We start from the raw sequence: 18,604 nt of genomic DNA on the forward strand, positions 1-18,604 counted from the left end.
TTTGACCTTGGTGACACCGGGGCCGACTTCCTCGATGATGCCCGACCCTTCGTGGCCACCGATGATCGGATAGCGCGGTGGTAGGTCACCGTCGGTCAGGTGCAGGTCCGAGTGGCACAACCCGGCGGCGGTGTACTTGATCAACACTTCGCCGACGCCGGGACCATCGAGGTCGAGCTCCATGATCTCGAAGGGTTTCCCGGGTTCCAGCAACACCGCTGCTTTGGTTTTCACTTAATACTCCTTGTCGGTACGAGTTCGTCAGAGCGCGATGTTGACGGACTTGATCTGCGTGTACAGGTCGATGGCGGAGCCACCGAGTTCACGTCCCCAGCCGGACTGCTTGTAGCCGCCGAAGGGCATCGCGGTGTCGAAGCCGTTGTACTGATTGACCCACACCGACCCGGCCTTGAGCTTCTTGGCCGTCCGGTGCGCCTTGGAGATGTCCTTGGTCCAGATGCCCGCGGCGAGTCCGTAGATGGAATCGTTGGCCGCGGCGAGGACACCGTTGTCCGCGTCGAACGGCAACGCGGCCACCACGGGGCCGAAGATTTCTTCGCGGACCACACTGAACTCTGGTTTGACGTCGACGAACACCGTCGGCTCGACGAAGTACCCGCTCTCGCCCCACCGTTTGCCGCCGGTCAGAGCCCGTGCCCCGTCGGCCAACCCGTCTCGCAGGTAACCGGTGACCTTGTCGAACTGTTCCTGCGAAATCAGCGGACCGAGTTGGGTGGCCGGATCCATCCCGGGACCGATCTTGACCTTGCTCGCAGCCTCGGCCACCGCCCCGGTGAAGTCGTCGAAGATCCGGTCCTCCACGTACAGCCGGGTGCCGGCGACGCAGCACTGCCCGTGGTTGAACAACCACGCGTTGAGCGAACCTTCGACGGCGAGGTCGAAGTCGGCGTCGGCGAACACCACATTGGCACTCTTGCCGCCGAGTTCGAGAGACACCTTCTTCAGGTTGCCCTTGGCCGCGTCGACGATCTTCTTGCCCACCTCCGTCGAACCGGTGAACGCGATCTTGTCCACATCCCCGTGCCCGGACAGCGCCGCTCCCGCGTCCCCGAATCCGGTGACGATATTGACCACACCCGGTGGGAACCCGGCTTCTTGGAACACTTCTCCGAGCAGCAGCGCGGTGAGCGGGGTCTGCTCGGCGGGCTTGAGGATGACGGTGTTACCCGCGGCCAGGGCCGGCGCCAGTTTCCAGGCGGCCATCAGCAACGGGAAGTTCCACGGCACGATGAGTCCGCACACCCCGACCGGCTCGCGCAGGGTGTAGGCGTGGAACTCTCCACCGGGGGAGAACGGCATGGAGACGTTGATGGTGGAGCCTTCGATCTTGGTGGCCCAGCCGGCGTAGTAGCGGAAAACATCCGCCGACCAGGCAACGTCGACTGCGGTGGCGATCCCCGCCGACTTGCCGTTGTCGAGTGCTTCGAGCTGGCCGAACTCCGCCGCGCGTTCGCTGAGGATGTCGCCTACCCGCCACAACAGGCGTTCGCGTTGGTTCGGCTTCATCGCCGGCCACGGACCGGTGTCGAACGCCGATCGGGCGGCGCGGACCGCCCGATCGATGTCCTCGGCCTGGCCATGGGCCACCTCGGTCAGGGTGGCCCCAGTGGCCGGGTCGGTGGTTGCGAAGGTTTTGCCCGAGGCGGCGTCCACCCACGCGCCATCGATCAGAAGCTTCTTGTTGCCATTCAGGAACCCCCGAACCGCGGGCAAGATCGGGTGTTCTGCTACAGCTGTCATCGCAAATCTCCTGGAGACAATTTTCGTGAATGAGACCTATTAGTGGGCGGCTTGTCGCTGGCTTTGTGCAAGCGGCTACCCCGTATGCCCCGCAGGTGGCGTAGCAGCCGGAGGCTTCGTACGGGGGCGGCACGCGTACGACGGTGACGATGCCGGTGGACCCCCGCAGCCCGGGGGGCGTATCGAGGATCCTTTTGCATCGTGAATCCGACTTCGGTGTGCAGTGTTGATGAATCGCACTTCACTCACGCTGGGAGCTGGGCGGTTTCGATGGCCGGATAGAACTTGTCGGCGTGGATGCGTGCCTCCGGCAGTCCCTTGGCTTCGAGGAGTCGGCCGACGGCGTCGCACATCTCCGGCGCGCCGCACAGATACGCGTCATAAAGTGAGGCGTCCCGGATGTCTCCGGCGAGGGCTCGGGTCACCCGCCCGACGCGCCCGTTCGGCGGCAACGTATCGGGCGAACCTTGCGACAGGCACGGAATGAATTGGAAATCGCGCAACCTTCGCGACAGCTCGGCGAGTTCGTCGAGATACACCAGATCACCGGCGGTGCGGGCTCCGTAATAGAACCGGATCGGGACGTCGATGTTCTGCTCGGCGGCGTCGGTCAGAATCGACAGGAGCGGCGCGATGCCGGAGCCGATCCCGACCGCGATCACCGGGCGACCGGTCTCCCGGAGGAACATCGTGCCGAACGGCGCCTCCAGATGCAGGAGCGATCCCGGCTCGATCCGATCGAGCACGGTGGTAAACACTCCGTTCTGCACGCGTTTGACGCAGAAGGTCAACTCGTGTCCCGAACTCGGCGGGCTCGCCAGCGAGTAGGAGCGGCGTTCCCCGGTGTCGAGGGTGAACTCCGCGTACTGACCGGCCCGAAAGCTCAGCGGATGGTCCAACGCGACCCGTAGTTCGACCAGGTTCGGCGTCAGCGTGCGCTGGTCGAGCACCCTCGCCCGCCGGGGCGATGGAGGTGTCATCGGCGGCAGCTTCTCCACACCGTCGTGCTGGTCAATCTCGATCACCAGATCGCTCTTGGCGTAGGCGCAGCAGAGCAGAATCGCCCCGTCCTCGCGTTCGTTGCGTGGGATCGCGTAGACCGACCCCGCCGAGTCGTCGACGTCGCCGTCGAGCAGCCAGTGCTTACACGAGGAGCAGTTCCCGTGCCGGCATCCATATTGCAGGTTGATGCCGTTGTGCAGGGCGGCGGTGAGAATGTCCTCGTCCTCGCCGACGGAGAATTCTTCCCCCGTCGGCTCCAGTGTTACGTGTGCCATCGACTGTCCGTTCAGATCTTTGCCGGTTCGAGTTGGGACATGTCGGAGGTGATGACGAAGGCGTCGTCTTCGACCTGTGCCCGCCCGTAGTAGCTGGTCATGCAGACCAGGAACCGCGACATCGTCAACGGCTTCCCAAGGTATTCCTCGACCTCCGCCAGGGGGATGCGAATCGATTCTTCGGCCTCCAGCAGGAAGAAGGTGTCCCGATCCTGTACCCGGATCTGCGGGCACTCCTCGGCGACGTAGTGGACGGTCGCCTGCGCCTCCTCGCTTTTCATCAGGACGAGTCCGATGGTTCTGCGTCCGGGCTCCGGGGTGCGGCTCATGACGTCACCGCCGCGGGAACCTGCAGACCGGCCTGCTCGAGGATGTCCGCGGTTGTACTGACGACGCGCTGTCGGGCGCGTTCGCCGACGCCGGACCCGGCCGGTGCAGCATCGAAGACCGGGAGGAATGCGTCGACGGCCGCCAATGCATCCGGATACCAGGAGTCGACCCAGCCCTGGATAAGTTCACGGTTGCGTGCTGCTGGTACGGGCCGACCGGAGCGGTCGGTATCGGCAGTGAGCAACTTGATCAGGGCCTGTGTCGCCGTGCGGTTGCGAAGCCGGTCCGCCTCCGCGGTCATCTCGATCACCGGGATGACCACGTCACCGTGCAGCGGGGCGAGATGCCGGAAGAACTCGCTGCCGAGCAGGGCGGTGAACAGGGGCTCGACCACCAGGTTCGTCATCAAGACCATTTCACCCCAGTCCCGCAGCGAGAGCAGCCGTTCGACCAGTCGGCGTGCGCCCTGACACACCGGATCGTTGAGCCAAGCCTCGGCGCCGGCACCCTCGGTGTAGCCGGGCGCGTGCTCGTGCAGATCCAGGCTGTAGAGCGCAATGTCCTGCTGGTGACGTAGCCGGTCCATCCCGCTGAAGGTGTAGGTCATCGACAGAGTGTCCGACAACGCCTCCCGGGTGACGAACGCGTGCGCCTTGAACATCCCCCACTGGAACGACGCGAACGCCTCGTAGTAGCGTGACACGAGGTCGAGCCACCCCGGTGCGATGTCGCTGAATGAACCGTTGGCCTTCGCGGAGGTGATCGCCCCCTGGATGGACCGTTCCTGCTGGGCTTGCAGTTTGATATAGGGGCGCTGCCAGAGGCTGGACGGGTCGCGGTACTCGAACCAGTTCGGATGCGTCAGTGCGGTGGTCCGGGCGTCCTGACAGCCCAATCCATCAGGCCGCAGAAGATACCAGCCGCCGGAGTCGAATTGGTCGAGGTCCGGTTGAGCGTGGCAGATTACCGCCTCGTACTCGGAGATTCGGCGTTTCTGCGGGCGGATATAGGTCAGCTCGCGTGCCGAGTAGAAACCCTCGCCCACCGTCTCGGGCACTACGCCGTCGGCGATCAGTTCGGTGCTCATCAGATGTCCGTAAACGCGTCGGCCGGCAACGCCTTGAGCGGGTCCTTGATGACGAATCCGGTGCGCCGGATGTCCTCGATGGTCCACAGCCAGCGTTCCTCGGTGTGCACGTGAGGCTGTCCCATCAGGGTCCGGCCATCAGACCGCAGCAGACCGGCGTCCTCGATGTAGCGGGCCAGCTCGACACCGTCATTGACCTCCCACCAGGTCATACCGCTGTGCCGCTCCGGGGCCTGCCGGAAGATGTGCTGGCAGGCTTCTGAGCAGAAGGCGTGCCGTTGGCCGGCCGCGTCGATCGACAACCGGATCTCGTTGATGTCGGGCCGCGGAAACACGCACGGCATCTGGCACGTCCGACAGATCGGCGGCATCTCGGGGAACAGCTCCAGCGCGAGGTGGCCCTTACGCGGGTCGCCCATCTCCCGGTACGCCGTCCAGAACCCGCCGAAATGCTCCTCCCAGCCGGGGTACTTCTCTTCGAGGAACGCGAAGTCCTCCTCGATCATGTAATCCGACCGCCAGGCATGTACCGGCCACAGCGCCGCGGACACCATTGCCGCGGAATGGCCGCCCCATTCCACATGCCGCTTCGCATCGTTGATCCAGCGCGGCACCTTCAGGCCGAACGGCTCCAGCCGCTCAATGTAACTACCGGCCCAGTCGTCCCAGATCCATTGGTCCCAGTACTCCTTGTAGGACTTGAGCCGCACCTTCGAAAAGTAGTCGTAGACCGCGCCCTGGAAATTGTCGAGGAAGGAGTGCTGACGCCAGAACGCCGTGTCGAAGTCCTCCTGGAGCATCGGTAAATTGTCCGGCTCACTCAGCACCGCAGCAAGCGACGAATAGCCGTTCGCCATGTGCCGCGCCTCGTCGGACTGGATCGACAGGAACACCGACGGGGTTGCCTGATCCCCGTTCGCGGCCGCCACCTCGGTCACCGCCACAAACAGCGGGTTGGTGTACGCGGTCTCCGCGACGACCTGCAAATTCAATGAATTGGTGATCGGGTCGTCGTTCATGAACGCTTCGAACACCGTCCGGCCCGGTCGACCGATCGGGTCGAAGGCGCGCATCTTGAAACCCGAGTTGAAGCCGGCCGGATCCGGAGCGTGCTTGGCGAAGTACCGCATCAAGTACGCCTCCTGATTGGTGTGGCGCACCTCGTCGATCATCTGCGCGAGATACCCCTGGCGCAGTTCCGGGTTCTCCACCGTGTCGACGAGCATGGCGGTGCATTTCATCGCGGCGTACTCACCGAAGTCGACCAACGCCAGCACCGGCTTCATGATCTCCATGAAGCGGGGCTCGGCCTGCGCAGAGTTGTTCATCCGGCTCAGCGCATCCTCGAGCGCACCGTACTGCCGGTCGTCCTTCTCTTCCTCCATCCCCACGTACTCGCGTACGAGGGTGCGGAAGGGGTCCTTGGTCTTCGGCGGGATCTTGTACTTGGTCGGATACAGTGCGTCGCGGTGGAAGTAGCTCGGCTCCCAGTCGAACGACTTGATCTTCTCGTGCTGAGTTGTGACCGATGTAGTCATCTACCCGCTCCCGTTTAGCGTCCGACGACGGTGACGACCACCATCGCGTTGAGATCACCATCACATTTCTACCCCGGGTTGACTACCTCCGATCGGAGGTAATCGACCCGGGTAGGGGTTTCGTGGCGAGCGCGAACATGCGGGGTTACCGTGGGAAATATGCCCCCTCACCGCCGAGTCCAGAGCGGCACACTCGCGCATCCCGCCGACATGGTGGCCCATCCAGGCGTGCCATGTGCCCATCCAGGAGTGGTGCGAGTGCTGGTGGTCGACGACCATCCGATCGTGCATCTGGGAGTGGAACGTCTGGTCGAGGGGGCGGCGGGCATGCGGATGTGCCCGGGGGCGCGCACGGCGACCGCCGGCGTTGCGGTTGCCGCCGCCGAACGACCCGACGTGGTGCTACTGGATCTGCATCTGCCCGACATGGTGCTGCCGGACGCCGCCGCAGCGCTCCGCGGGGCATGCCCAGGGGTGAAGCTCGTGCTGTTCACCGGGGACAGCAATCGCACGGTGGGCCAAATCGCGGGGCTGGTCGGGATGGATGCGGTGGTGCACAAGGACAACGCCTGCGGGGTGCTGATCACCGCGATCGGGGAGGTCGCCGCCGGACGACGATACTGTGACCCGGTGATCAGCCCCGGGGATCCGCTGGCACTGTCGCGGCGCGAGTATCAAGTGCTCGAGCGGCTGGCCATGGGTGAGAGCAACACCGAGATCGCACAGCAGTTGGGCCTGGCGCCGAACACGGTGAAGTCCTACGTTCAATCGTTATTAGCCCACCTCGACGCCCGCAACCGACTGGACGCGGTGGTCAAGGCGCAACAGGCCGGAATGCTCTAGCGGCGGGAACCCACACCCGCACCGTACCGCCGCCCTCGTCGTTGCCGGCGCAGGACAACCAGCCACCCACCCGTTCGACGCGCTCGGCCATTACCTGAAGACCCAAGCCACGCTCGTCCTCGAGTGTGATGTCGCCGGCCGTGCCGTCGTCGGCCACGGCCATCCCCACACCGTCCTGCGCCCGGTACAGGCTCACGACCACGGAGTGGGCGGCAGCGTGCTTCTCCACATTGAGCAGTGCCTCGCGGGCGGTGCGCCGCAACACATCGGTCCTGGCTACGTCCAGCAGCGGCAGGTCGCCCAGCACCACCAATTCCGCCGCCACACCGGCCCGCTCGGCGAAGTCGCGACAATCACCCTGCAGGGCGACCGCGAGTGCCTTGTCCTCGGGTGATTGGTGCAGCGACAAGGTCTGAGCCCGCAGCTCCGAGGTTGCCCGTTCGGTCAGGGCCAGAGCATCGGTCAACAGTTCCAGGGTGGGGCCGAGCTCCGACGATGCCTTGGCCGACGTCAACGCCACCCGCAAACTGAACAACGTCGCGCCCACGGAATCATGCAATGCGATCGCGAGTCGTTGACGTTCGCTGAACACGGCGACCTCGGCCATCTCGTGGGCACTGTCGGCCACCTCCATAGCCACCGCGGTCTGCCGCGCCAGACCCAACAGGTCAGTCCGGTCGCGGTCGGTCCACGGAACTGGGACTCTACGGGCGGCGTAGAGCAGCCCATAGAGTCGGTGCGCACGCACGATCGGGGCGGCCATCACCGCCCGCAAACCTTCCGCCCGAACTGGTTGGTCGAAGTCGTGCGTGATGGCCCGGCTCAGGCAGTAGTCCTCGACCGCCGCGGTCCGCCGCAGCACCGCCGCCTGCCCGCCAAGGCCTTCCTGCGGCCCAACGACCAGACCGTTGAGCTCCTCGGTGCGCCCGCCGACCACGGCCACCACCTTCATGGTGTCGTCCTCGGCGATCCGGTTCGCTCCGGCCGCCAGGTCCGCACCGAGCACACGGTGGACGATTTCCGCGCTGTGTCGCAGTGCCGCTGTTCGGTCGAGCAGCGGGAGCGCAGCGTTGAACTCGGAATCGATACCCAGGACAGTCATGTCGACAAGCCCCCTTTCAGGCGGCGGATGGCCGACGACTATCACAGTAGCGCCTTCGAGCCCGTCAGGCAGGACGCGAAGACACGCCAGCAGGATGCTGCGGTCCACGGGTCCTCTGCCCGCAGGCTACGAATTCGACCAACCGCTTCCCGATGTCTTCGGCCATCGGCGACCCGCCACGGTCTCCGACGAAGGAGCGGCGCCATTCCACACCAAGTTCTCGGGCCGGGGCTGGGTTCCCGCACACCTTGCGGGCCAGGTACCCGTGCAGGTTCCATGCGAGAGATGCCAAACATCCCTCGCATGACAGACGTCCTGATCGACACTGTTGGCGCGGCACCAAAAGTGCATTGGGTGGACTTACCTCCGATCGGAGGTAGCTGTTGCCGGCGGGGGTTCCCCACGCCTCGAGCTGCCACCTACTGTTGAACTGTGGACACGGTGGGGTGGCGCGAGGCGGCTCTGACGTTGTGTTCGACGTCGACCGGAGAGCTCCGGATAGTTCTTCGTGCGGGTCTCGAGACAAGAATGGGGAGGACTCCATGCACGTTCCGTTGACCACCAACGACTTCATCGATCGTGCTGAACTCGTTTACGGCGACCGTATCGGTGTGGTCGACGAGCCGGTACAGCCCGCGGCCGCCGTCGAAAACTTGACCTACCGTGACCTGGCGCGCAGAGGCCGAGCGCTCCAGGCCGGCCTCGATGAGCTGGGCGTACCCGAAGGTGCCCGAGTGGCGGTCGTCAGTCACAACTCCGCGCGCTTGCTCGAGCTGCTGCTGGCGGTGCCCTCGTCGGGACGGATCCTGGTCCCGGTCAACTTTCGGTTGCAGCCCGAAGAAGTCTCCTACATCATCGGCGACTGCAAGGCCGACGTCGTTTTGATCGACCCGGAACTCGACGAGGCCCTCGCCGACGTCGGCGCCCGCCACCGGTTCGTGCTCGGCGCCGACACCGACCAGGCATTACTGCGGTTCGACGCCGAACCCCACCGATGGCAACAACCCGACGAGGACGCCACCGCAACACTGAACTACACCAGCGGTACGACCGCAAAACCCAAGGGCGTGCGCCTCACGCACCGCAACATCTGGATCAACTCGGTCACATTCGGGATGCATATGCAGGTCAGCGACCGCGATGTGTTGATGCACGTGCTGCCGATGTTCCACTGCAACGGCTGGGGAATGCCCTACACCGCAACCGGGTTGGGCATCAAGCAGGTAGTTCTCCGCAAAGTCGACGGCGCAGAAATTCTGCGCAGAGTAGATGAACACGGGATCACTTTGATGTGCGGCGCTCCGACGGTGTGGAATATGGTGCTCGACGCCGCCCAGCAGTGGGACGGTGAGATCCCCGGTCGCGACCGGGTCCGCCTGGTCGTCGCGGGAGCGCCACCGCCCTCACGCACGATTGCCCGCATCGAAGAAGAACTGGGATGGCAGTTCAACCAGATCTACGGTCTCACCGAAACCTCGCCGCTGTTGACCGTGAACCGCTCGCGCGCCGAATACGACAACCTTCCGGCGATCGAGCGCGCCAAGATGCTGTCCAAGGCAGGTGCGCCGTCGTTGGGAACCCGGATCAGCACCGACGCGGACGGGGAAATACTGGTCGCCTCGAACACGGTGATGGACAGCTACTGGAACAACCCACAGGAAACCGCCACCGCGATGCGGGGCGGACAATTCCACACCGGTGACGGTGGATCCATCGACGGGGACGGGTATCTGACGATCTCCGACCGCAAAAAGGACGTCATCATCACTGGTGGGGAAAATGTCAGCTCCATCGAGGTCGAAGATGTCCTGTTCACTCACCCCGCGGTAGCCGAGGTGGCCGTCATCGCCGTTCCCGATGACAAGTGGGGTGAAATGGTCACCGCGTTGGTGGTGCGTCGAGACGGCGAGAGAGTGACCGAGACCGAATTGATCGACCACGCACGTCACAGTCTCGCCGGATACAAAATCCCCAAACAAGTGCTGTTCACCGACAGCATCCCCCGCACCGCGACCGGAAAGGTTCAGAAATTCAGGCTCCGCGCACAATTCTGGACTGGTGACCGCCAAGTGAACTAACCGCGACAGCACAGCTGTCAGACCAGGTGTCAATCGCGGGCAGGCTACCGCCTGGTAAAACAGCACCACGTTAGGACGGTTCACTTTCTCCCTTCCTCCTCGACGCGAATCGTTCATCATGCCGTTGACAGGCACCTGGCCTATTGGACACGGCAGTCTCTAGGTCCGCACGTACCCCTCCGCATCGTCGGACCACTCCCAAACGTGGCCGTCATACGAGACCGGCCCGAACTCGTCGTCAGGATCGACAGGTTCGGCATCGCCCGAGTCGATCAGATCAACCATCCGCGCAGCGTCGATCACCGCCGGCCCCGCCCCGTTGCCCGAGTCCGGGAGCGATCCGGTCACAGCGATCGCCGCCGCGATCGGGGTCGGCCGCGCCGCGATGTCGGCCGCGATCCACTCCCGCGCCCCCTTGAGCAGCGTGACCTGCACGGTCGGGGGTTCGCAGCGCCCGTCGATACAGTCGCCGAACTCGTCGGAGTTGGCCGCCAGCCGTTGCAGAAGCGGTTGATAGACCTGGTAGTGCCAGCTTCCCGGCGACCATGAATGCACCTGACCGTCGCCGAGCTGTTCGTAGGCGACCTTGTGCGCCGACATCGCCGCTGTCAGTTCCTCGACCATCTTCGGGTGCCGATACCAGCAGCCTTTGATCCGATCGGTGAGCCGGTAGCAGCCGCGAAACCACTCCACCCAGTCGATCAACTCGTCCCATAACTGTTGTGCTTGTTCCTGGTCGAGATGCCGCCACGACAGCCTGCCCGGTGTATACCCGCTCATCCGAGCACCACTTCCCCGCCCGTGCGGGACCAGGCCCAATCGGGCAGCTCCCCCGTCTCGCAGACCCAGTTGTAGACCTCTTGAGAGTTGAGTACCCGCTTTTTCCAGTGCGGAATGTCCCACACCAGCGGGAGATGAACCCGAGCAGGAGCCGCACCCCGGTAGATCATCAACGCCTGGTCAGCAGGCATTCCGCGAATCTCCGGGGCGGTCATCACCTTCGTCTGCCGAGGCGCCTGCGTCGGAGACCACCACTCTTCACGTTCACCGGTCAATCGGGAGATCTGCTCGAGTTCATTCACATCACCGAGGCCGGGCAGGATGATCCGCACCGGCGAGTTCGTCGTGAACATCTTCCCCGCGCTCGGACCCCATCGCCGGATGTTCTGCTCCTGACCGTGGCAGAACGCCCAGATCGAGATTCCTCGCCCGGCGCTGTCGGAGACCTTGTCGGGCAGATCCGGGATGGGAGCGACATTGTTGACCTCATCGAGAACGAACCGCACCGGAGGGTCGATTCTCTCCTCCGGGTACTCCCGCGAAATCTCTTTGGCCAGGTAATACGCCTCCGCCGCCAACGCCGTGACGATCGGTGCACTCGAGCCGTAGGAGCCTTCGGAGATCAGATAAGCGTCCCGCCGTCGCGGATGAGCTGCGCGAGGTTCACCGACTCGTCGGCGGTGACGTTGACTGCCGCCATCAGCTTCGGTGAGGCGAGGGGATCGAGCAGCGTCGAGACCGTCGACATCACATCGTCGACCGAATCCGATCCCGAGCCGCCGAGCTGCGAATACTCCACGCTCCACGTCGGCAGGTCCCGGTCCAGAATCTCCTTGACCTTCGGCACCTGCCGCTGCATCGCCCAGCGATAGAAGGTGGTCACATCCCCACCGGACACCGCCGCCGCATACAGACAGCACCGCAGGTACTTCGCTGCGTTCGTCGAGAAGTACCCACTGTTCTTGGTATCGCCGAGGGGAACAGCCTGCACCAGCGCATCGGCACGCCGGATCGCCGTATCCGGGTCATCGCAGCCGGCCAGCAGGGACCACCGCATCGGCGTCGGCCACCGCGTGATGCCCTCGGGGTCGAACACCTCGACCGGGCCGGACGCCAACCGTTGCCCCACCGTCGACCACAGCAGATCAGGTTTGGTGGTCGTGGCCAGCACGAACCCGACCGACTCGACGATCCGCTGCCAAGCCAACCGCCAGCTCTTGCCCGATCCGGTCGGACCCTCGACCAGCGTGCCGTCCCGGTACTGGACGAACACCTCGGAATTCTTGCCATGCTCGCCGTAGAGCGTGCCGATCCGGGTCGCCACCTGGTGCGCGTCGATCTTGCGGGCCGGAGTATCACCCAAGCTCGCCCGATTCGTCTTTGCGGCTTTCACTGCGCTCTTACGATCGAGGCCGCGCTGCCGCAGCTCCGTCCGGTCCGCAAACCCTTCTTGGCGCGTGCGCTTAGCGCGCTGACGTGCCGAAACCTTCCCGTCGATCACGAGCACGACGGCGATATAGGCCAGCATCGCTGCGATCAGGCACACCCACACCGCGACCGCCGAGCCCGGCCTCGAGTCCTCGGGCCAGCCCACCGTCGGGTCACCCGGCGTGAGCACCAACGCCCGCAACACCGACAACGTGCCGTACAGCCCTTCCGGGAACACCGGACCCGCCCCGGTCACCAGGCCGGCAACCGCGCCCCCGGCGTACACCGTCCACAGGACCCCGCCGATCACCACGACCACCAGGCCGGTGCCGACCGGGATCACCGGCTGTGTCGGCCGCTGCTGACCCCGCTCGTTCACTGCACCGCCCCCACCAGCTCGGCCAATTCCTCGGCATCGAGAGTGTCCGGGAGCCGGGTCTGCCCGACCAGCGTGCTCGCCTCACCTCGAATGACCTCATCGGTGTCGGTGAGGGTGATCTCGAGCGGGGACCGCTCGTGCTTCATCAGCACCGGATCGGACTTGCCCATCACCACGAGACACTGCCCCTTGTGCATCGACATCAGCAGATCGACGCAGTATTCGGGCAGGTGGTACATGCGAACCGTCTGCTCGGCATCGTCCACCCGATCCTGTCCGTACAGGAACACGATTCCGGCTTCCTGCATCAACGCCCTGGCCGGAGAATCCGCAGGTAGATCGGCGATGTGGTGGAACGCTGAGACCGTGGACAGGCCCAGGCCGCGAGAGAGCTTCATATTGTCGCGGAAAACCCGCCCGGTCGAGCCTTCCGCGATGTGCCAGCCTTCCTCGACGATGAGAATGGTCTGCTTGTGCTCGGATGCGCGAGCGGCGAGAACATTCGACAGCCACGTATTGATGACCGTCATCACCACCCGCAGCGCCGGTCCCTTGTTGGGCAGTTCGGAGACGTCGAAGTGCACGAGCGGATGGTCGAGCGCATGACGGACATCGGCCGAGGTCGGCTGATCGACCAACCCTCGCAGATCTCCTTCGCAGAGCTGCCGCAGCGCCAGGCCCGGATCACGACCCCACCGGCACGCTTCCTTCTCCCACACCTCGCCGAAGGTGACTGTCGCTTCCTCCGGCGTGGATAGCAGCAGATCGGCGACATCACGCAGGATTGGCTCGGTGCCCTCGCTGCGGGCACGTTCGTTGACCAGTCTCAGCGCCAGGTTCAGCGCCGCGATCTCCGTCTGCACCAACGTCCGCTGCATGGTGTCCTCGAGTACCGCGGCAATCAGCACTTCTTGACCGGCCGGCACGATGCCACCAGGAGTGGTCACCGACGACGAAATCGCCGGGTCCATGATGTTCAACCGCGCACCGTCACCGCCGGTCTTGAACCTGATCGACGGCACCCCCAGCGACTTGGCGAGCTCGGTGTACTCACCACCGCGATCACCCTGACGCTTCTTGTCGATCACCACGACCTGACGGCCGGCCGCGATCTGCCGCAGTCCCAGGGTGGTCTTGATCAGTGAGGACTTCGCTTTGCCGATGTCACCGACCACCGCGACGTTGATGTTCTCGATCTCACTTCCGTACAACGCGAACGGATCGGTGATGACCAGCGCATTCGACATCAGGTTCCGCCCCGACACGAGACCTTCGTGCCGCACGTTTTTGCGGGTGGTCGCCAGATTCAGCGCTTCGGCCTGGCGAGTCGTCGACCACACCCCTTCCGGGCGTGGCTCGTACCAGCCCCACCGGTCGAGCCATTTGTTGCGCTTCGGCGGGCGTCGACGAGGAACCACCGGCGTGTCCGCCTGATCTACCTCCGGAGCGGTCGGCGCAGGCGCAGCGTCCTTTTTGCGGCTGCGTAGTGACGGCATCAGACCCCCTTGGCCCGGGTGTACTTGGTGGCCGCGAGTCCGCGGCCGAGCGGCAGAGTGAGGAATTGCGCGACATCGTGGCTGTCGTCGAACCAGGTGAACTCTTTGATGGCGGCTTGGTCGGCGGCCTGCTCGAGCCGCGCACACGCTCGCATCACCGCATCCTCATCCGGTGCGGTGACCGACACTGCCATCGACCAGATCACCCCGTGGTGTCCCGATCCCGGCTTGAGGTCTTCGCGGCGACGCAGCGATGCCGACGCCATGACCTCCGATGCACCGTCGGTGACCTGGCCCTTCTTTCGCTCCTTGTACTGGCGTGCTGCATCCTCGGTCGCGTCCTTGCGTGCCACCTGGCGCGCTTTGACCGCATCGACGAAATCCATCCGCACCTTCACCGTGCGGATTGTTGGCTGGGCCGGAATCCCCTCAACATGATCGCCGGGGTCCGGGTCGACGCCGGTCAACAGCGGCGAGAGCCATTCAGCGTGCAGCGGGATCGGCTCGATCGAACCGGGTCGGATCAACCCGACTCGGGTATCCCATCGGTCGGACACCCGTGTCGACAGGTCTCCGCCGACATACGACGGCCAGCAGTTGCCCCAGTTCGCGCCCCGGTGGGCGTCGAGTGCGTAGGACGGATCGAGCATCGAGCGGAACACCGCACAGGCACGCTGTTGGCCGAGCACCTGCACCTGCCCGAGCCGGGCCGAGGTCAGCGCGCCGACCGCCCGCATGGTCTCTTCGACGATGACCTGGCCGATACCGGCCTTCGTCTCTACGCCCTTACGCTTGGCGACCGCTCCGGCCGCCGACAGCAACTCGATCGACTTCGGGAAGATCAGCGTGGCGTAGCAACGATGCTCTTCCGACTCCGGGGCCAGACCGTCGATGAGCTGGCCGTAGGACTCGACCGCAGGCATCACCCGGTGTGCATGAGGATTCGCACGTACCACCGATTCCATCCACGCCACGTGCGGAGTCAGATCGGCCGGCACCGAGCGGTGCACCATTTCCAGCCCTCGAAGCAGCGAGGATCGGCGCGCGAACGAGGCCAGCGTGCGCGAGAACGCCTGCGAGGTCACTGCCCATTCCTCTGCACCGCGGAGTCCTTCGGCGAGCCCTTGAATCGACAGCACCACCGAGTAGTAGTTGTTGTCACCAGGCGTCCGGTGCTCGAGGATGAACATGTCATCGAGACCTGTATCGGTCAGATCCAGCGGAGCGACATCTCCGAGCGGCACCGGGAAATCCCAGCCCGGATCGGCTCCGAGCACCCCGTACAACTCATCACCGGGTGCCCGGTAGAGGTGTTCACCGTGCTTTCGCCGCCGCCGATCCCGGATCCGGTGCAGTTTCTCCCCCGCCCAAGACCGGCGACCGTTGATGTCGGTCGTCGCCCACAGCGTGCCGCCCATCACCGCAAGGACACCGGCCAGTGTCCAGATCGTCGATCCGAAGAAGACGAACAGGAACATCGAGACCATCAGCGCCGCTGCATAGGCGAACAGCACCGGTTCGGGAACGGGGATCAGTCCTCGGCGAGCGATTTCCGAGCCGAGGATCGAGGTGCGCTGCTCACTGTCACTCATCACTGATCTCCCATGTTGTCGGCTCGTTCAGGAGCGTTCTGTGCCGCCTGGGCTGCCTTGTTCAGCGCTGCGCCGCCCACGGTCCCGGCCACGACAGCCGCTCCCACCCCGGCCGATGCGACCGTGCCGGAGATGCCCTTGGCTGCCCCCATGAGCTTGCGAGTGCTCGCCCCACCGTGCCCACCACCGCTATGACCTGCGGTAACACCCGAGTGCTGGTGGGAGGTCGACCCGGCGGAACTATGGGACGTCGACCCGTTCGAGGTGGAGGCCACTCCCCCACCAACGCCCCCGCCGCCGACAGGATGGGAGTGTGCTGCCCCTGCGGAGCGGGCCGCAGCGACCTCACCCCCGCCACCACCGCCGCGGGCCATCATTGCCATCTGCGCGGTCTGCAACGTGCCGCCCAGCCCTTGTCCGGTCGCCGATCCGGTATCGCCGAAGCCTTCCGAATCTTCACTGGACGGCATGAACGGGGCGTACTTGAGCAGCGACCACGGAGCGAGTCCGACCAGTCCGATGCACACCGCCGACATCGCCAAGGCGCCAAGCGACGCGAGGTCACCGTCGACGTAAGCCCCGGCGCTGCTGTCGATCAGCACCGTGGCCAAGAACCCCAGACCGAGGAAGATCACCGGCTTGGAAAACACGATCGAGATGAATACGAAGATCGGGCGCATCGCCTTCTTCCGCAGGTTCGGATGCACCCACAATCCGAACGCGACACCTGTCAGGCCGGCGAGGATCGGCAAGGCAGCGGCGTGCATCAACATGCCGAAGAACAACGCCAGCGACCCGAGAAACAACAACCCGAAGAACACGATGCCGGTCAGAGAGCCACCGACGACGGTGTCGCTCGTGATGCCTCCAAGCATTGCCGATACTGACACCACCGCCTGCTCCAAGTCCTGCTTGAGCAGTCCGGACAGGGAGGTGGTCAGCGCGTGCGAGAGCTGGACCAGCATTTCGGCGGCGGCCGGGGCGAACATCATCGACAGCACACCTAACGGGGCGTATCCGATCAGGCTGTGCGCCAGTTCCATTCGTGTCGATTTCTGTGCGGAGGTTCGGTAGATCGTGAACAGTGCGGTGATCGACATGACGAACACCCCGATTCCGCAACTGACCGCGTACCACCGCAGGAAACCTTCATCCCGCGGGTTGAACTCGTGGATGTTCGCCAAGCCCTCAAGGACCGAGGTGGTCAGCGATACCGCGCTTTCCTTGGTGCTGTTGGCCCAGTCGTCGATCACGCTGCCCGGATCAGCGATGAACGCGACCACATCACCGGACTTGTCGACGGCCGCCATACCGAGGCCGACGCCGAGCTGGATCTGAAGCGGCGTGGCGGCCTTGAGGACCACACCACCGACTCTGGCGAGATCGAGGAACCGGTCAGCGAAGTCCTTGTTCTGCTCTTTCCAGTTCCAGATGCCGCCGAACATCGCCCCCACCCGCGTGTTCCAGGCGCGGCACTGTACGAGTTCATCCGGCCCTGAAGTCTTGTCACAGTCGAGGAAATAGGCCCTGTTGCACAGCATCTCGTGGTCGCTGCACGGGTTCTCAAAGATGTCGTCCGGCAGGTTATCGACCCACTTCTGTTGCTTCATCACTGCGATCGAACCGGTGTCGGGTGCTGCCGCCCAGGTAAATCCCCAGTGGTTCCCGCCCGGCTCGGACCACTTCGCCAGATCCGCAGCGCACACCTTGGCCGAGGGCGAGAACTCCGGGTCGCCACCGGGGAAGGATGCCGGCCAGGTGGTCGGAGCCTTGCCATCGAGCACCGCTTGCTTCGCTTCATCCTCCGAGACGCCCATCAGTTCGGCGTACTGCGCGATGCGCTGCGTCACAGGGGACGCCCAGTAGAGAATTTGCTGGTCGAAGCGGAGGTACTGCGCGAGGTACTGCCCGAAGTCGCCACCCTTGTCCGCACACGCAGGATCGGTCGACCACCCGGCCGCCTCGAACTCCGGGTGACCGGGAAAGAACTCCTTGAGCTCGTCTGGCATCCCAGCAGGCCACCCTTCGGCAGCGCCACTGAGCGGCTGCGCCCACGCGGGAATCGCACTCGAGGCCAACGCGAGCACTGCCAGCAGCACCGCAAGAAAAGTACGGACAAGGGGTCGCATGATTACTCCACGAAGAAGGTGTAGAGGCCGTTCGCGCCGAATTCGGCGAGAGTGGAGTCCCCTTCGGGGAACGAGACCTCTTCGGGCTCGGGTCCGGACCGGAACGCCCAATCGACGGCCTTCCAATCCCCGTTCTCCCACTCCAAGGTCACCGTGGTCGTGGACCAAACCGTGAGGACGCTGATCTTGCCCGTGCCACTCAGATCGCTCTGGCTCGCCGAGACTGCCCACACCGACACCACCGCACGGTCATCCGAGTAGTCCGTGACGTTGACCAGGACCGGGATGTTGTTCATCACGGTGTCTTCGGAGTGCGAGACGTTGTCCTCGACAATGGCAATCAAAGCATCGCTGGCGCCGTCCCCGACAAGGTTGTTTTTCAGGTCGGCGGCGGTCACCCGGCCGAGGGCGATCTGGCTCACTGCCTGCACGAAGTTGGCGGCCGCGGTCTGTGCTCCGGCCTCGGTGTGGTCGTAGCCATGCGGAACACCGTTGGTGATCGAGTTGGGACCGTGCCCGGTCCGCACCGTGTCGGACTCCGAGCTACCGCCGCTCAACCCCGCGAGAATGCTCCCGAGGATCGTTACCACGAGCAGGATCACCAGGCCGTACTTGAACCATGTGGGCAGTCTGCCGAACGCTGCCTTCCATCCTTTGGTCTCTGCCGTCTTCGCCGAGGATGTCGGCGTCGGTGCTGCTGTTGCCGAGGGCGATTGCTGGGATCCCGGCTTGATCGAGCTGAAATCGGGTGCCATCTGATTCTCCTAACAGTGCTGGTAGATCG

16 protein-coding genes are annotated in these 18,604 nt (G+C 64.5%); 2 read left to right on the plus strand and 14 right to left on the minus strand.

The annotated features are described in order from the left end of the window. From CQZ88_RS30525 to CQZ88_RS06075, 6 genes are all read right to left on the minus strand, one after another. A partial coding sequence (locus tag CQZ88_RS30525) for an alcohol dehydrogenase catalytic domain-containing protein (RefSeq protein ID WP_258008464.1) occupies window positions 1–234 on the minus strand: 234 nt, incomplete at its 3' end. A 27-nt stretch (window positions 235–261) separates the two neighbouring features. Then, a complete protein-coding gene (locus CQZ88_RS06055) occupies window positions 262–1,761 on the minus strand; it encodes an aldehyde dehydrogenase family protein (RefSeq protein ID WP_006947308.1) in 1,500 nt (499 codons plus the stop codon). Between the two features lie 245 nt (window positions 1,762–2,006). After that, on the minus strand, window positions 2,007–3,038 hold the full coding sequence (locus CQZ88_RS06060) for a 2Fe-2S iron-sulfur cluster-binding protein (protein ID WP_006947306.1): 1,032 nt from the start codon (window positions 3,036–3,038) through the stop codon (window positions 2,007–2,009). A gap of 11 nt (window positions 3,039–3,049) precedes the next feature. Continuing rightward, on the minus strand, window positions 3,050–3,367 hold the full coding sequence (locus CQZ88_RS06065) for an MmoB/DmpM family protein (RefSeq protein ID WP_006947304.1): 318 nt from the start codon (window positions 3,365–3,367) through the stop codon (window positions 3,050–3,052). After that, a complete protein-coding gene (locus CQZ88_RS06070; protein WP_006947302.1) occupies window positions 3,364–4,455 on the minus strand; it encodes an aromatic/alkene monooxygenase hydroxylase subunit beta in 1,092 nt (363 codons plus the stop codon). Before CQZ88_RS06070 ends, CQZ88_RS06065 begins: the two co-directional genes overlap by 4 nt. Then, window positions 4,455–5,993 carry an aromatic/alkene/methane monooxygenase hydroxylase/oxygenase subunit alpha gene (locus CQZ88_RS06075; protein WP_006947300.1) on the minus strand — a complete coding sequence of 513 codons (1,539 nt, stop codon included), beginning with the start codon at window positions 5,991–5,993 and terminating at the stop codon, window positions 4,455–4,457. The genes CQZ88_RS06070 and CQZ88_RS06075 overlap by 1 nt, the downstream gene beginning before the upstream one ends. Before the next feature lie 210 nt (window positions 5,994–6,203). Here CQZ88_RS06075 and CQZ88_RS06080 point away from each other — a divergent pair, with 210 nt between their 5' ends. After that, complete coding sequence (locus tag CQZ88_RS06080) at window positions 6,204–6,836, plus strand: response regulator transcription factor (protein ID WP_044476585.1); 633 nt, start codon at window positions 6,204–6,206, stop codon at window positions 6,834–6,836. On the opposite strand, the gene CQZ88_RS06085 is transcribed toward CQZ88_RS06080, so the two are convergent. Then, entirely contained in the window at window positions 6,808–7,938 is a 1,131-nt protein-coding gene (locus CQZ88_RS06085) for a GAF domain-containing sensor histidine kinase (protein WP_006947296.1), read from the minus strand. The genes CQZ88_RS06080 and CQZ88_RS06085 overlap by 29 nt on opposite strands. A gap of 542 nt (window positions 7,939–8,480) precedes the next feature. On the opposite strand from CQZ88_RS06085, the gene CQZ88_RS06090 reads away from it, so the two are divergent. Then, window positions 8,481–10,016: an AMP-binding protein gene (locus CQZ88_RS06090; protein WP_006947295.1), complete on the plus strand. Its 1,536-nt coding sequence runs from the start codon at window positions 8,481–8,483 to the stop codon at window positions 10,014–10,016. Between the two features lie 159 nt (window positions 10,017–10,175). Here the strand turns inward: CQZ88_RS06090 and CQZ88_RS06095 are convergent, their stop codons facing one another. Genes CQZ88_RS06095 through CQZ88_RS06120 form a run of 7 tightly spaced genes read right to left on the minus strand, consistent with a single transcriptional unit; the run spans window position 10,176 to window position 18,575 of the window. Continuing rightward, window positions 10,176–10,796: a hypothetical protein gene (locus tag CQZ88_RS06095; RefSeq protein WP_102799394.1), complete on the minus strand. Its 621-nt coding sequence runs from the start codon at window positions 10,794–10,796 to the stop codon at window positions 10,176–10,178. Further along, window positions 10,793–11,374 (minus strand): TraG/TraD/VirD4 family protein, encoded by a 582-nt coding sequence (locus tag CQZ88_RS30530; RefSeq protein ID WP_258008465.1) that lies wholly within the window; start codon window positions 11,372–11,374, stop codon window positions 10,793–10,795. Before CQZ88_RS30530 ends, CQZ88_RS06095 begins: the two co-directional genes overlap by 4 nt. Before the next feature lie 44 nt (window positions 11,375–11,418). Further along, entirely contained in the window at window positions 11,419–12,567 is a 1,149-nt protein-coding gene (locus CQZ88_RS30535; RefSeq protein ID WP_258008466.1) for a hypothetical protein, read from the minus strand. 32 nt (window positions 12,568–12,599) lie between these two features. Further along, the gene (locus tag CQZ88_RS06105; RefSeq protein WP_258008467.1) at window positions 12,600–14,099 is read right to left on the minus strand and encodes an ATP/GTP-binding protein; all 1,500 of its coding nucleotides are present in this window, start codon (window positions 14,097–14,099) and stop codon (window positions 12,600–12,602) included. Then, on the minus strand, window positions 14,099–15,691 hold the full coding sequence (locus tag CQZ88_RS06110; protein WP_102799396.1) for a hypothetical protein: 1,593 nt from the start codon (window positions 15,689–15,691) through the stop codon (window positions 14,099–14,101). Before CQZ88_RS06110 ends, CQZ88_RS06105 begins: the two co-directional genes overlap by 1 nt. Continuing rightward, window positions 15,691–17,820 (minus strand): hypothetical protein, encoded by a 2,130-nt coding sequence (locus CQZ88_RS06115; RefSeq protein WP_102799397.1) that lies wholly within the window; start codon window positions 17,818–17,820, stop codon window positions 15,691–15,693. Before CQZ88_RS06115 ends, CQZ88_RS06110 begins: the two co-directional genes overlap by 1 nt. A gap of 2 nt (window positions 17,821–17,822) precedes the next feature. Then, window positions 17,823–18,575, minus strand: a complete 753-nt coding sequence (locus tag CQZ88_RS06120; protein ID WP_102799398.1) for a hypothetical protein — start codon at window positions 18,573–18,575, stop codon at window positions 17,823–17,825. Window positions 18,576–18,604 lie beyond the last annotated feature (29 nt).

The sequence above is a fragment of the Rhodococcus sp. ENV425 genome, assembly GCF_002887785.1.
Lineage (GTDB): Bacteria > Actinomycetota > Actinomycetes > Mycobacteriales > Mycobacteriaceae > Rhodococcus > Rhodococcus aetherivorans.

Coding starts and splice junctions, on each gene's coding strand:
- CQZ88_RS06055 (WP_006947308.1), bottom strand. CDS start 1,761: ATGACAGCTGTAGCAGAACACCCGATCTTGCCCGCGGTTCGGGGGTTC.
- CQZ88_RS06060 (WP_006947306.1), bottom strand. CDS start 3,038: ATGGCACACGTAACACTGGAGCCGACGGGGGAAGAATTCTCCGTCGGC.
- CQZ88_RS06065 (WP_006947304.1), bottom strand. CDS start 3,367: ATGAGCCGCACCCCGGAGCCCGGACGCAGAACCATCGGACTCGTCCTG.
- CQZ88_RS06070 (WP_006947302.1), bottom strand. CDS start 4,455: ATGAGCACCGAACTGATCGCCGACGGCGTAGTGCCCGAGACGGTGGGC.
- CQZ88_RS06075 (WP_006947300.1), bottom strand. CDS start 5,993: ATGACTACATCGGTCACAACTCAGCACGAGAAGATCAAGTCGTTCGAC.
- CQZ88_RS06080 (WP_044476585.1), top strand. CDS start 6,204: ATGGTGGCCCATCCAGGCGTGCCATGTGCCCATCCAGGAGTGGTGCGA.
- CQZ88_RS06085 (WP_006947296.1), bottom strand. CDS start 7,938: ATGACTGTCCTGGGTATCGATTCCGAGTTCAACGCTGCGCTCCCGCTG.
- CQZ88_RS06090 (WP_006947295.1), top strand. CDS start 8,481: ATGCACGTTCCGTTGACCACCAACGACTTCATCGATCGTGCTGAACTC.
- CQZ88_RS06095 (WP_102799394.1), bottom strand. CDS start 10,796: ATGAGCGGGTATACACCGGGCAGGCTGTCGTGGCGGCATCTCGACCAG.
- CQZ88_RS06105 (WP_258008467.1), bottom strand. CDS start 14,099: ATGCCGTCACTACGCAGCCGCAAAAAGGACGCTGCGCCTGCGCCGACC.
- CQZ88_RS06110 (WP_102799396.1), bottom strand. CDS start 15,691: ATGAGTGACAGTGAGCAGCGCACCTCGATCCTCGGCTCGGAAATCGCT.
- CQZ88_RS06115 (WP_102799397.1), bottom strand. CDS start 17,820: ATGCGACCCCTTGTCCGTACTTTTCTTGCGGTGCTGCTGGCAGTGCTC.
- CQZ88_RS06120 (WP_102799398.1), bottom strand. CDS start 18,575: ATGGCACCCGATTTCAGCTCGATCAAGCCGGGATCCCAGCAATCGCCC.